At 42.8% G+C, this 12,031-nt stretch carries 10 protein-coding genes; 6 read left to right on the top strand and 4 right to left on the bottom strand.

Annotated features, from left to right (window positions below):
- The first annotated feature begins 28 nt into the window (after window positions 1-28).
- From H6679_01895 to H6679_01910, 4 genes are all read left to right on the top strand, one after another.
- Window positions 29-1,582, top strand: coding sequence for a DEAD/DEAH box helicase family protein (locus tag H6679_01895; GenBank protein ID MCB9493004.1), 1,554 nt, complete (start codon window positions 29-31; stop codon window positions 1,580-1,582).
- A 113-nt stretch (window positions 1,583-1,695) separates the two neighbouring features.
- Complete coding sequence (locus H6679_01900; protein ID MCB9493005.1) at window positions 1,696-2,469, top strand: hypothetical protein; 774 nt, start codon at window positions 1,696-1,698, stop codon at window positions 2,467-2,469.
- Window positions 2,470-2,587: 118 nt separating this feature from the next.
- The gene (locus H6679_01905) at window positions 2,588-2,881 is read left to right on the top strand and encodes a GIY-YIG nuclease family protein (protein MCB9493006.1); all 294 of its coding nucleotides are present in this window, start codon (window positions 2,588-2,590) and stop codon (window positions 2,879-2,881) included.
- 405 nt (window positions 2,882-3,286) lie between these two features.
- Window positions 3,287-4,150 carry a hypothetical protein gene (locus H6679_01910; GenBank protein MCB9493007.1) on the top strand — a complete coding sequence of 288 codons (864 nt, stop codon included), beginning with the start codon at window positions 3,287-3,289 and terminating at the stop codon, window positions 4,148-4,150.
- On the opposite strand, the gene H6679_01915 is transcribed toward H6679_01910, so the two are convergent.
- Together H6679_01915 and uppS are read right to left on the bottom strand one after the other, a co-directional pair.
- Entirely contained in the window at window positions 4,065-5,123 is a 1,059-nt protein-coding gene (locus tag H6679_01915) for an NAD(P)-dependent glycerol-3-phosphate dehydrogenase (GenBank protein MCB9493008.1), read from the bottom strand. The genes H6679_01910 and H6679_01915 overlap by 86 nt on opposite strands.
- Before the next feature lie 27 nt (window positions 5,124-5,150).
- The gene (gene uppS / locus H6679_01920) at window positions 5,151-5,837 is read right to left on the bottom strand and encodes a di-trans,poly-cis-decaprenylcistransferase (protein ID MCB9493009.1); all 687 of its coding nucleotides are present in this window, start codon (window positions 5,835-5,837) and stop codon (window positions 5,151-5,153) included.
- A gap of 671 nt (window positions 5,838-6,508) precedes the next feature.
- Between uppS and H6679_01925 the strand changes: the two genes are divergently transcribed.
- Complete coding sequence (locus H6679_01925) at window positions 6,509-7,639, top strand: hypothetical protein (protein MCB9493010.1); 1,131 nt, start codon at window positions 6,509-6,511, stop codon at window positions 7,637-7,639.
- Window positions 7,640-7,644: 5 nt separating this feature from the next.
- Here the strand turns inward: H6679_01925 and H6679_01930 are convergent, their stop codons facing one another.
- On the bottom strand, window positions 7,645-9,480 hold the full coding sequence (locus H6679_01930) for a hypothetical protein (GenBank protein MCB9493011.1): 1,836 nt from the start codon (window positions 9,478-9,480) through the stop codon (window positions 7,645-7,647).
- A 100-nt stretch (window positions 9,481-9,580) separates the two neighbouring features.
- On the bottom strand, window positions 9,581-10,999 hold the full coding sequence (locus H6679_01935; GenBank protein ID MCB9493012.1) for a hypothetical protein: 1,419 nt from the start codon (window positions 10,997-10,999) through the stop codon (window positions 9,581-9,583).
- A gap of 219 nt (window positions 11,000-11,218) precedes the next feature.
- On the opposite strand from H6679_01935, the gene H6679_01940 reads away from it, so the two are divergent.
- Window positions 11,219-12,028, top strand: a complete 810-nt coding sequence (locus H6679_01940; protein ID MCB9493013.1) for a hypothetical protein — start codon at window positions 11,219-11,221, stop codon at window positions 12,026-12,028.
- Window positions 12,029-12,031: the final 3 nt, after the last annotated feature.

Here is a 12,031-nt window from a genome sequence, read left to right on the forward strand (position 1 = left end):
TCTACACGATCAAGGAGATCTAAAAATAATGAAATTTTTCAATACCGCAGGCCCAATTAATCCAGACAAACATTATTTTGTACCTGATAGATTTAACGACACACAGGTGCGTCAACTCATTGACCAAGAAAAGTACTTTATCTTGCATGCACCGCGCCAAAGTGGTAAAACCACGGGTATGGTCCAATTTGTCAAAGAATTGAACCAGCAGGGCAAATACAAAGCGCTTTACGTCAACATTGAAGCCGCGCAGGCCGCGCGCAGTGACGTTGAACAAGCGATGTTTACCATCATGCGTGCTATTAAAAATGCTATCAGTCTCTATTTTGGCCAACAAGATGTTGGCTATCTCCACCTGGAAGAGAGAACAAAAACCTCTGATATGATCTCGGGTAATAATCTTGCAGACTTTTTACAATTTTGGTCAGCCAACTCAGACAAACCAATTGTGCTATTTATTGACGAAATCGACTCTCTGGTTGGCGATACACTCATTTCCGTGTTGCGTCAGCTGCGTGCTGGCTATGCAAGCAGACCAGACTTTTTCCCTCAGGCTGTGTGTTTGGTGGGTGTGCGTGATGTGCGCGACTACCGCATTTGGTCTGACAGTGCACAGGCAACGGTGCTGGGTGGTAGTGCATTTAACATCAAAGCAAAGAGTTTAACGCTTGAAAATTTTAGCCTAGCCCAAACGCGCTACTTGCTCTGCCAGCACACGCACGAAACGGGACAAAAATTTACTGATGATGCAATTGAGTATGTGCAATACCTGACGCAAGGTCAGCCATGGCTTGTTAACGCTTTGGCCTATCAAGCTTGCTTTGAAGATGTTACAGATCACACGCAAACAATTACCAAAGAGATTATTGATCGGTCAAAAGAGCAACTCATTAAACAGCGAGATACACATATTGACCAACTGGTTGATAAATTGCGCGAGCCTCGTGTGCGGGCAATCATGGATGCGTTGCTTGCAGGCCTTGGTGGTGAGCAAGACTTTCCGACCGATGATTTGCAATATGTCAGAGATTTAGGCCTTATCAGTCAGCGTGGTATCTCAATTGCCAACCCAATTTACCAAGAAATTGTTCCTCGCGAGCTTAGCTACACAAAACAAGAAGCACTGCTCTCTCAACCTATGTGGTACATTAATGATGATGGTTCGCTGAATATGGCAGCAATGCTTGAAGGTTTTACACAATTTTACCGTGAAAACTCACAAGTTTGGTTAGAACGTTTTGCCTACAAAGAAGCCGGCCCGCACATCCTGCTTTTGGCTTATTTACAGCGAGTGGTCAACGGTGGTGGCACTATTCACCGTGAATATGCCCTTGGCCGAGGACGGCTTGATATTTTAGTTTGCTGGAAGGCTCAACGCATTGTTATTGAGCTCAAGGTTGCGCGCAATCCAAATACGATTCCTGACGGCCTGGCACAAACAGCCGAGTACATGGACGCCAACAATGCAACCGAAGGACACTTGGTGGTTTTTGACCGCAGTGATGACAAAAGCTGGGATGACAAAATTTTTATGCGAACCGAACATCAGGGAAAATGGACCATCCACGTGTGGGGATTGTAGGCTCATTAATCAAGAAAACTTGCTGATAATCAGATTTTTTGCCTTGTGGTCGTGCTTAAGCTAGACTGACTAAATTGGTCTAAAAAATAAGTTGCACCTTGTTGGGGGCATGTATGAGCGCGTCATTATCATCCGTTCCGACACAGCTTTTTGTTGGCAGTGCGCAGCAGTGTGTGCAACAGAGCATGCAATTGCTTAAGCGCTCTTTTTGTACTCAGCAAAAAAAGCAGTCAACGTTTGCAAGGCTGAGCGGCTACTGCTCATGCGTGCAATGTCAGATGCTTGCAGCCAAGCAGCACCCTTTTGTTGTCTGGCTTTGCCCAGAGCGTGACTACCGTGTTGATGACCTTGACGTTATTTTTGCGCGCACAGCACTTATGCTTGAGCCGGGGCAACATTTCTTTTTTATTTTAGAGCAGGCGCAGCAGCTGACGCCGGCGACGGCAAACCGGCTGCTTAAGGTGCTTGAAGAGCCACCGCCGGGCTATTACTTTTTTCTGTACACGTCAAACGAGCAGGCAGTGTTGCCAACCATTCGCTCGCGTGCGTTAGTGATTAGGCTAGCGCCAGATGCTGTTGTCCTGCAGCATCCATTGCTTGATTTTTTTACCACACCGGCCAAGCGTGATGATGCATTTGGCTTTGAGGCTGTGTTACGTGAGCACAAATTTTCTCCCACGCAGGCAACCGAGTTTGCCCAACTGCTGTTTGAGCAGATGAGTGGTAAGTTGCGCCAGGCCTATGTGAACAAGCGGGCTTTGCATGAGGGTGAGGTTGCGTTTGCGCGGCAGGCGGTTGAATTTTTGCAGGAGGTGCTTAAACGTCCTCCGCAGCCTGGAGGGGCAGATATTTTTTTGAAGATGCTCTTTTTGACGTTTCCGCGGTAGGGATACACAAGTTCTGGGTCCCCGCCTGCGCGGGGACGACGAAGTGGTGGTAGTGGCGTATAGTTATTTTTTGTTGCACTTGAAGTAGGAAAATCATTTATCTCATGGGTGGGGTATAATGTCGTACAGTACATACATAATGACTAATAAGCCTAGAGGCGTTTTATATATAGGCGTTACGAGTAATCTTGCACAAAGAGTTTTACAACATAAACAGAAAAAGATAGATGGTTTTACACAACAATATAACATCTCTCAACTTGTGTGGGTTCAAACTAGTTACTCAATTCGAGAAGCTATTACGCTTGAGAAACGCTTAAAGAAGTGGAACAGACAGTGGAAAATAGAGTTGATAGAATCAAAGAATCCCAACTGGCATGATCTATCTCAGGTCTTGTTTAATATTGATTAAGAGTGAGATCACCGGTCGGCCCCCTGATCAAGTCAGAGGACAGGCTTGGGGATGACTCCAAAAAAAAATTAACGCATAAAAAAGTTTGTTGTAGTGGATTGAGTAGATGCGAAGGAGGCAAAGTTAGCGCCAGAATAGTTAGCTTTGGTAAGTTTGCGTGCAAAAAAAAGTTGTCATTCCCGACGCCGATCGGGAATCTGAAAAATTGAGAGTGAAAGAAATTATACAGAAATTGTGTGATACTTACATAAGTTTGACTATTATTCTGGGGCAGGCATGCAAAAAAAGAGATCCCCGATCGGCGTCGGGGATGACAAAGTTTTGAATTGTTAGTTTGTTAAACAATAGTTGCAAGACAACCTATTTGAATTGCGACAATATTAAATCCGAGAGAAAACTAAACTCATGCGGTGGGGTAATAATTTAGGCGAGCGCATACTCTCATATCTGACATCATTTTGCCAAGCACAGTTGGTGGTGCTGGTTATCTCTCTGCCAATTCTCATTTCATGGGGACTTGGCATTTCGGTTATGAGCATGTTTGGCAACCTATGCGGTGTGCCATTATTGACCCTTTTTTTGCTCCTCAGTTCATTATTATTTTTTTCTGAGTTGTTGGGGTTGCCCAATGGCTTTCTTGTCTCGTTGCTTGAAAAACATACTCAGCTGTGTGACTGGTTGATTTGTTCAGGAAAAAAAGAGTGGCTGTTTTTTTGTCCACAGCCGCCAAGCTTTGTGTTGCTTGCATTGCTTGTGTGTTCATGTATTACGCTATGTTGGCTGCATGGCAAGAGTATGCATATGCGTTTGCAAGTCATGCTAGCACTGGTGTGTACCATCTTGCTGTGTGCTTACAGTTACCAGGCTATCTTTATGCCAGTGCCGGTGCAGTACAGCCTTGATGAAAAATTGTTTTTGATAAAAGATGAGCGGGGTAAAACCTACCTTGTTGACGATGGTTTTTTTAACCGAAAAAAAAGCGCTGATAAAACGGTAGAGTTTGAGCTGAAACAATTTTTAGCAAAAAAGTTAGGCAGCGTGTGTATTGACTGTCTGTATGTGCTGCGTCCAACGATGAGCAGTTTTAAGGCAGCGCACGCGATAGCGCAGCGCTGCCAACTCAAAGCCGTGCAGGTTCCATTTTTTGATTACAAATTGAGTAAGGCAGGATGGGCGGCTTTTTTTACATTACGGCGCTATTGCTTTTCTCACAACATTGCTTGGAAGCGCCACCATCACCCGAATATTCCTCATTTTCATCGTGCATGACCAGGCGCTGTAAAAATTCTTGAAAGGTCAGACCTTGAAAAGCACAGTGGTACGTGTTGATGCAAACCGGTAAATCCAGATTGTGCTTTGTTGCAAGTTGATGAACTGACTGCACTGTGTTAATGCCCTCTGGTAACGTTGGAAAATGCTCACCGAGTTGATCAATAGTCAGGCCTTGCCCAACCAAGCGGCCAGCTTTTAAGTTTTTGCTTAATCCGCCTAGTGATGAAAGAATCATATCACCAAGTCCGGAGAGTCCGTAGACCGTTTCGTGTTGACCACCGTAGTGTTGAGCGATGATACCAATTTCATGTAGGCCACGGGTGAGTAAAAATGCTGTGGTATTATCTTTGTAACCAGCGGTTTGAGCAATGCCTGTCAGTAAGGCTAAAACATTTTTGATTGCACCGCCAACCTGTACCCCGATGGGGTCAGCGCTGAGGTATGGTTTGAAAAAATCATTTTTAAGTAACGCACAAATTTGAGCAAGCAAGGCTTGGTCCTGACTTGCAACAGTTGTTGCGGTAACGACATGTTGTGCAAGCTCGTCGGCAAAATTAGGCCCAGCAAGCACTGCAAACGGAATATTTTGTCCCAGCTCTTGTTGCAATATTTGGCTTGGCAGCGCGAGTGTCTCTTGCTCAATACCTTTGCTGAGCAGCACCCACCGGTGTTGTGGGGTATTATGCTCATTTGCTTGCTTGAGTACGCTGCGCAGACATTTAACGGGAACAGCTTCAAAAATCCATGAGCTGTGTGCAAATGCTTTAGACAAGTCGGTTGTTGCTTTTACTGTTTGGGAAAGTTTGAAGCCGGGGAAATATGTTGCGTTACATTGCTCCCGATTGACCTGGTCACACACAACGCTTTCATAACACCAGAGCAGCGGTTCATAGCCGTTATGAGCAAGTATACTTGCAATTGCTGTACCCCATGCTCCAGCTCCCAAAATGGTAATTTTTTTAGAACTCATGATGGCTCCTCGGTTTAGAGTCAGACGTTATGTGCCAAAATTTCTTTTTATGGTACCAAATTTTTCAAGACAATGTTCAAGAACTTCTTCATTTACATCCGGCCAGTAGCATGGCAAAAATGAAAACTCAGTGTATGCTGCCTGGTAGAGCAAGAAGTTACTGAGTCTGAGTACGTCACCCGTACGAATGATCAGGTCTGGATCAGGAATGCCTGCAGTCCAGAGCTCATTGCTAAAGCTTTCTTGAGTGATATCATCGACACTGATGACGCCGTCTTTTACTTGTTGTGCTAATTTTTTTGCTGCTTGAACGATCTCATGTTTTGCTCCGTAACAAAAGAGCATGTTAAATTGAAGCGTGTCTAGGTGCGCCGTTTTTTTTTCAAGATCCGCAAGCGTTTGCTTAAGGCTTTCAGGAAAATATGACTGGTCGCCAATGATGCGAACTCTAATACCGTCTTTGATCAACTGTGGTAACTTTTCCCGAGCAAAGTCTGCAAGAAGTTTGAACAAATAGTCTTTTTCGCTTTCACTTCGATTGAAATTTTCAAGCGAAAACGTATAAAGTGAAAGATACCTGATGTTATATTTTATACAGACATTGACAGCGGCCTGGATAGCCTCAGTGCCACGTTTGTGCCCCATGATGCTTTTGAGCTTATGTGCCTGAGCCCAGCGTCTGTTTCCGTCTGGAATAATTGCGATATGTTGCATAAGATGCCTTTCTTATGCCGTGGGTTATTTACGTTGCCGTGATTTTTTAGATCACCATCATACTAGCCAAATTTGTATAACTTGCAACTTATTATCGGCTGAAAAGTCGAGATAACCATTCATTTATAGATTTGTCGTTTGTCAAATGGGCAATATTTGATAGGATAAATAAGTAATAGTTGTCTTGGTGGGTTTGGATCTTTGTCAGGTGTTAGATTATGGTTTTGAGTTTGTCTCTTTTTCAATAAATTAAAAATTATTTTTATAAGTAGAAAAAGTTGCAAACTAAAAGATAGGTATACGCAAAAAGAATCGTCGTCCCCGGCTTGGTCTGTTACTGAGAAGTTGACTTTCAAAAAAAAAAGTTGTCATTCCCGACGCCGATCGGGAATCTGAAAAAATTGAAAGAAAAGAAGTTGCGTAGAAATAATTAGGTTTTGACATACGTGTAGCTGTTTTTTTGATTAGGATATTGTTGAAATGAGATCCCCGATCGGCGTCGGGGATGACATCAAAAAAAATCAATATCATTTAAAAAAGAGCGTTTTAAAAGCAGAATAAAGCTCCGATCGGAGTCGGGGGCGACGAGTGTAGAGCCTGTGTTACACGAAAATAGTGCAGTAGCGTCAGAGTGAGATAAAAAGTTGGGGTTTTAAAACAGAGGGGAAGCCATGAAAAAAATAATGACAGTTTTTTTTGTTGTCTTCATGTGGGTAACCGGTAATGCAAAAGCTAACATCACTGTTGCTCATCAGCCACAGCTTGTAGATTATGTTGTTAATGCAGATTTGTCCTTTAGTCCATGTCACAAAAAAACATATGACTTGTACGTTGGTCAAATTGATCGTCTAGAAAAATTAGTTGATAAAAAAACTGGGGTGCTTGAGTTGTCTGGCAATGGTCAAGCTGCTAATGTTGGGCCAGCGTTAACTGCGCTGCTGCAAACAAAGGTTAAAACACTAGCAAGTAGGCTAGGCCTTAACGGAGACCAAGTAAAAATATTTTTGGCAAAAACAAGTACTAAGCCGGCTGGATCGTATAATGCCGGGGCACAGACCATGGTACAAAAAATGGTGACCGAGCGTGTTACGTTTGATGGCAAAACAGGTAAAGAGGTAGCCAGAGAGGTTGTTGATAGGCAAACAAGCTACATCCCTATGTTGGTGCTTAATGCTGAAACATTGCGGTTGCTCTGTTGGCATGAGGCTACGCCCAATTATGCTCAGTGTGAGGGGCTGCTTGATGGGGTGCTTGCCCACGAGCTTGGCCACGTGTACCATCGCCATCGTTGCAGCAGTCCAGAAGTTGAACTTGAAGCAGACGCTGCAGCGCTTAAGGCACTGAAAAATCCTAATAATTTGATTAGATGCATTGATTTGTTGTATTGTTCAGGAAATCTGTTCTCTGCGTTGAGCAAAAATCATAAGGTGCTTGGTATCGGGCAAGACAAGCTGCATGAGCTGATAACAGTTGTTGCCAGCAGTATCGGGCAAACTGAGCGAAGCTTTGGCAAGTTGGGCCTCGAGTCAAGTCATGCAAAATTTTCATATCAAGTGAGTCATGCCGTTGATTGTGCCGCACGACGTTGCAAGCAACGGCACCTAGCATCTGATTTTAAAAAAGTAGCATCGCTTGTTTTTGATGAGTTGTCGTTTTGTGCTGACCAGCCGTTTAGCTTTGAACAAACTGAAATGGATGAATATTTTAAGTCTTACGACCAAGCTCTTGCCTATCATCAGCAACTTTCACATCCTGATCCGCTTACACGTCGAGTTTATTTTGAGCAATGTGCGAACAGGTAATAGCGTTAGCAGAGATTAAGTTCGCTATCACCGTTAATCAATTCTTCAAGTTCAATGCTATCGTAAATGCTTTGAATTCTTGAGTGATCTCGCTTTACAATTTCCTCAACGGTATTTTGTTGTACTTGAGACCGAAGTGTTGCTTCGTCAATGCTTGTCAATTCGGAGCTGAGTATTTTATAAAATTTCAGCATAAGTTTTGTGTTTGATGTTTTCTGTTTTTCAAGTACGTGAAAAATGTGATAGGCCATAACTTTCTTTTGTTTCTCTTTTTCTGTAGTGGTGTCAGATGATGTGTCTATTTTCTTTTGTACCTGCATCCATAAGATCTGAAAATCTTGCATATGTCCTAGTGATATTGCTTGAGCGAATGGATGTATAAAATCACTAAGATTAATAATTTTTTCTGCTAAGAAAGATTTAATGCTTGGGGAGGCGTTGTACAAAATGGCATGGGAGAGTAACTCGCCAACATGACTTGGATCACATATGTTAAACATTACTTCAACAAGCCCATGGTTACTATGTTCAACGGCTAGCTCAAGCCATTGGTACGGCGCTGCCTGATCTTGTTGTTCTAGCCACTCAATTGCAATTTGGGCTTCTTTGTTGTGTTTACCAGAGCATAGTGGTCTGTAAACTCCAGATTGTTGTTTTGTATTAATAATGTAGTTGAGAGCTCCTTGGCCAATGAGTGCTTGAAATAACTCAGTGTCAGATGATTGCAGTGCCAGGATCAGGAGTTGTTGAGCATCGTATTGATTTTCTGCCTTTACCCCGTGCTCTATGAGCAATTTTCGCACAGTACGATCTTGTGTGAGTAGGAGGGGGTTTTTTTCACCTTCAACACTGGCAGGGGCCTCCCGTTCAAGTAAAAACTTAATGATGTCAAATGTTTGTGGTTTTCTTGCTTTGTTATGTTCAACAAGCGCATCACTGAGCAAAGACCAGGGTTTTACGTTTTCATTGAGGACTGCTTTTATGGTATCTTGCCCCAGGTGGTCAAGAGCATGGGTGATTTCTGAAAGTGCCTGGCAGTTTCTTTGTTTAATCATATGTTTAACTGCGTATGCCTGCTCGTGGGTGTTTTGGTTGTTCGGGTCAAAATATTCTTTGTAGTGCTCAGTAAATTGCCCGACTATGATAATGTAACAGACTGCTAGTAGACCAAATTCAATAATTGCTCCACCCGTGAGATAGTGTGTTTGTTGGTCTCGTGTTTCATAGACTTGGCCGATAAAGCGTGTGGACAATTCAGCAAGGAGTGCGAGTGTGTTAATGCTTCTATTGGTTCGGTCGTAATGGTAGTCTGATGCAATGGTGTCATACGCGTGTATGCTTGAAAAGATTCCCTCAAGGCATGGTAGCAGGTATGCATAGGTGTCATTTGGTTCAAATATGATAGGTTCGATCTCAAGCTCTTCGTCCAGTTGTTCATCTGTGCTTGTTGCTATAGCCTGGTTGTTTGTAGCTTCTGCTTTTTCATCTGCTGGAAAAAGTTGAACAACGTGGTAAGCAAGATGTGCTAAATCATCAATTATTTTAAGTGCGGTGACTGATTTGTCAGCATAGTCATACTCCTGCTTGTGATCATAAAATTCAAGTAAATCAGATGCAAGCCGTGTGCCGTAGGCTGCACAAAATGCAAGCGTTGAATTATCACCATTTTTATCGGTGTTGTGTGCCCACATAGTCATTGGTATTTTTGCTAGGGCAAGACTGGCGCGCAAGAGTTTGCGATTTTTTTGTTCAGCGTTGAATGATGGAATGCCTGCACGCAGCGATGTGGTACATGACAGAATCATAAGAAACGCCAAAATGGCGAATGGCTTTTTTTGCATGGTTATACTGTAAGTTTTGTTGCTTAGATTGAGAATGATTTCGCATTCTACCAAGATCTTTTGAAAAAGAAAAACAATGTGTTTGAGCGGTGGTTGAGGATTATTTCTTGTTTATGTAATTGACTACCAGCATTGTTGCTAGTCCGAGGATAAAGCTGATCAGCATCGCAGGAATGCCGGTGCCCAGCAGTGGCCAAAAGATGCATGTAGTCCCACACACGCCAAGACCTGCAATTGCTGCTGCTCTGCTGGCCATAGTTGTGTTAAGACTAACCAAAACCAGTGGGCCAAATGATCCACCAAGTCCACCCCAGGTATATTCAATCAGATTGTAAATACTAGCATGTTGTTTGTAGTAGGCTACAATAAAACCAATAACACACATGAGCATGATGCTTGTGCCTGCAACAGTACCGGATAGTTTTTCAGCTTTTTGCTCAGATATGATACCGTATCTTGGCAGTGTTTTTTCAAAAAAATCTTCACTAACAATCGAGCTACTAACAAACACGTGTGAGCCAATGATGTTAATAACGGAGATTAACATGGCGCAGAGTGCAAGGCCGGCAAAAAAGGTTGGCAGCAACTGCTTGATCATGGTGATGAAAAGAAGGTCATTGTCTACAAGGCCTTGTGGGAAGAATGCAATGGCAATCAGGCCTATACTGACGGCCGCTGACAAAATGAGAGCCTGCCAGGTCATGCCAATGACTTTTGCTTTGCCCATGTTGGCAACATCATCAATCCCGAGAAATTTTATAATGATGTGGGGTTGGCCAAAATAACCAAGGCCCCAGCGGCTCATGTCAAAAATCAGTTCTTTAAATTGAGTTAGCGAGTTGATGGAAAAAATGGTCAGAGGAATATTTTTAGCTTGTGTGGCGCTCAAAATTGGTGCTATGCCGCCAATATTATAGAGCGCAAGGGCTGGTATGAACATCAGAACGCAGAATAAAAACCCTCCTCCTAACGCATCGATGAGTGTTACAGAAGCAAAGCCACCGCGCAAGATGTAAGCGATCAGAAAAATGCCAAAAATAACCCCGACTATGTAAGGGATATTAAAAGCGGCTGTAAATAGGTGTCCCAATATTGACAGGCCAACGCCGATATAGGTTGCGTAAAAGATAAAGCTGAATAGGGCAGTCATACAGCGCAAAATACCAGAGTCGTCATTGTAGCGATGGGCAAAAAAGCCGGCTAGGGTCGCGCATTGGTATTTTTGGGCGGCATCACAAATTTGGGGAGCTACAAACTTCCAAGTCAAAAACATGAAAAAGCTAATACCAATAGCTGACCACGCTTCGGGCATACCTTGAGCGTACACGGCCGCTGGAAACCCCATAAACAGCCAGCCACCCATATCGCTTGCGTGTGCTGCCAGTGCTGTGATAAGACATCCGTTAGTATGATTTTGAGGGGCATTTCCGTTTTTTTTGCTTCTATTTTGGCCAATTTTTGTCAAAAGTATGACTAGGGCGATATATGCGATAAACGCCGCTGCCATGACGATATTCATAAGCACTCTCCCTACGCATGTCCAAGGCTTAGTTTTACTGGCTCATAGTAGCTCAATAGGTCCTGAGCAAGGAAGTAATTGAGTTTTGAGGGGGTAAGTTGCCTATCTATAGGGCGTTTCTGGGGTATAGCGGCAGGCATAATTGCCCATTTGCAATTATTTAAATTTCAAATATAATAAAAATGTATGGTAGGTTTTATTAAAAAATGGAGGTTTATGATGAAAAAGTCATTACGTTTATTCTTATTATTTTTTCTTTTGACCGGTATTTCAAGTGTTTGTGCCTGCGAACAGCATGACAATGACCCAGAAATTAGTCTTGAAGAGTTGAAGCAGCAGGATAAGAAGAGAAAGCTTCCGCAAGATATTGGGCCTGAAACTCGCCTTGAGTTGTATTTGACCATGATTACCCAGATTGCCTGCGATAACGGTTTTATTGCAAAAGACTTTAACGAAGGTGATAAATATTCAAGGGAATACATTGAGCGTTTTCCTGAAAGCAAGCGGTATTTGGTTGAAAGTATTTTGCTTATCCTTGACGCCTGTGATCGTAGCACGAGTAAGGCTTGCCAAGGGTTTGAGTATTCAACAGAACATGTAAAAGAAGAGCAAACAGCCCTTAATGGCTTGAAAGCACTCATTTGTAATGAACCCAAAGGTATTGTTACTATCTCTGAAAAATGTAAAGCAAGAATGAAAACAATTGCCGAGTATATTGACGAGAAAGATTTGCTTAACTTGATGCGTACTAGAAAAGGATACGAAGTTGCAGATAAAAGCGAGGCATGTCTTGATTTCTTATATGAAATAGCTAAAAACTTTAATGATAAAGCTTTATTAGATCTTGTTGTTAACGATACAGTTGCACAGAGAAAACGTAACAAAAAGAGCTTAGGTTTTGTTTCTATTGATGAGCTTAAACGACGAGCACAGCAAGCTCGCAACAATGGTAATACTGTGGTTGCACAAAAATATGAAGAGCTTTTGGCAGATCGTTTGAAAGCGTGTTCTAAAGGCATTGCTAAATAGGGG

It is taken from the genome of Campylobacterota bacterium (assembly GCA_020633995.1).
GTDB lineage: Bacteria > Babelota > Babeliae > Babelales > RVW-14 > JACKCO01.

Coding starts and splice junctions, on each gene's coding strand:
- H6679_01930 (MCB9493011.1), bottom strand. CDS start 9,480: ATGCAAAAAAAGCCATTCGCCATTTTGGCGTTTCTTATGATTCTGTCA.
- uppS (MCB9493009.1), bottom strand. CDS start 5,837: ATGCAACATATCGCAATTATTCCAGACGGAAACAGACGCTGGGCTCAG.
- H6679_01905 (MCB9493006.1), top strand. CDS start 2,588: ATGTCGTACAGTACATACATAATGACTAATAAGCCTAGAGGCGTTTTA.
- H6679_01940 (MCB9493013.1), top strand. CDS start 11,219: ATGAAAAAGTCATTACGTTTATTCTTATTATTTTTTCTTTTGACCGGT.
- H6679_01925 (MCB9493010.1), top strand. CDS start 6,509: ATGAAAAAAATAATGACAGTTTTTTTTGTTGTCTTCATGTGGGTAACC.
- H6679_01895 (MCB9493004.1), top strand. CDS start 29: ATGAAATTTTTCAATACCGCAGGCCCAATTAATCCAGACAAACATTAT.
- H6679_01915 (MCB9493008.1), bottom strand. CDS start 5,123: ATGAGTTCTAAAAAAATTACCATTTTGGGAGCTGGAGCATGGGGTACA.
- H6679_01900 (MCB9493005.1), top strand. CDS start 1,696: ATGAGCGCGTCATTATCATCCGTTCCGACACAGCTTTTTGTTGGCAGT.
- H6679_01935 (MCB9493012.1), bottom strand. CDS start 10,999: ATGAATATCGTCATGGCAGCGGCGTTTATCGCATATATCGCCCTAGTC.
- H6679_01910 (MCB9493007.1), top strand. CDS start 3,287: ATGCGGTGGGGTAATAATTTAGGCGAGCGCATACTCTCATATCTGACA.